We start from the raw sequence: 1,103 nt of genomic DNA, 5'->3' as shown, positions 1-1,103 counted from the left end.
TTCTGTAATGCTGCCCATTACTTCCTGCCCCAAGCGTGGCAGCGGCTCTTTCAGAATCATCCCCAGATTGCCATTAAACTCCAGTGGATTTCGTTAATTGAATCGGTGGTGGAGCATCTCAGAGATGGGGATTGGCGGCGACCGTTACTGCTATGCACCAGTGCCACGCGATGGGGAAAGGTTTACGCCCATCCCCTTCAGGCCAATGGGATTGACCTGATCGAACCAAGGGATGCTTTGCACTTAACCCTGATGGACTGCATTTATCAGGGGGTAAAAGCCTCTAATCGTGATTTGACCTGCTTGTTAGGGGAACGCTTCTTTGTGGAACTGCTCAACACCCAACCTGACCCGGACTGTATCATCGCAGGCTGTAGCGAAATTCCCTGTTTGCTGGAGTGGCTGCAAGGAAAAACGACGGGGGCTGTCGGGGAGTTTTTGTCGGCGCTCGACGTGATTAATCCGGTTCAACTGGCTTTGAACCATGCCGCTGAAACCCTTCACCCGATGGCAGCAATGGAACTGAGCCTGTAACGAGACAGGTTTTATCTCTAACAGATCAGTCCAAACCACATTAGCTCAAACACCATTACTCAAACACCATTACTCAAACACCATTACTCAAACACCATTACTCAAACGATGAATCCCTCTGTAAAACCCCTGACCCCTCTCGACAACGATAGTCTCAACGAGACAAATGAGCCTTTCCCCTTAGAAAATGTTGAACGGTCCATTGTAGAGCAGTTTGAACAACAGGTTTCACGTCATGGGAATCGTCTTGCCATCGGTTTTCCAGGACAAGAGCTAACCTACAACGCCTTAAACCAATGGGCTAACCGGATTGCACGAGCCGTTTTAGCCAAGCTTGGGGCTGGGTCCCAACCGGTTGCTCTGTTATTTGAGACCGGACCAAGCATGATTGCAGGGATGTTGGGGGTACTCAAGGCCGGGAAATTTTATGTTCCCTTAGATATATCGTTGCCAGAGTCTCGCCTGAGCCTGATTCTTAACGACTCAAAGGCTAGGTTAATTTTAAGCGATCGCTACCATCTCGATGCTTCAGGGTTTGAGCAGAGGATTTTGAGCCAAGATGTTTTGAT

General features: G+C 49.1%; 2 protein-coding genes. Both read left to right on the top strand.

The features are described 5' to 3' along the window. On the top strand, positions 1–534 hold a 534-nt coding region (locus tag F6K37_RS43905; protein ID WP_287257413.1), incomplete at its 5' end, for an aspartate/glutamate racemase family protein. Between the two features lie 108 nt (positions 535–642). Beyond that, positions 643–1,103: AMP-binding protein (locus tag F6K37_RS43900; protein ID WP_287257412.1), on the top strand; the 461-nt coding region annotated here is incomplete at its 3' end.

This window comes from Moorena sp. SIO4E2 (genome assembly GCF_010671945.1).
Classification (GTDB): domain Bacteria; phylum Cyanobacteriota; class Cyanobacteriia; order Cyanobacteriales; family Coleofasciculaceae; genus Moorena; species Moorena producens.
The sequence above is the reverse complement of the archived record's forward strand: the minus strand, read 5'-3'. Positions and strand labels throughout refer to the sequence as shown.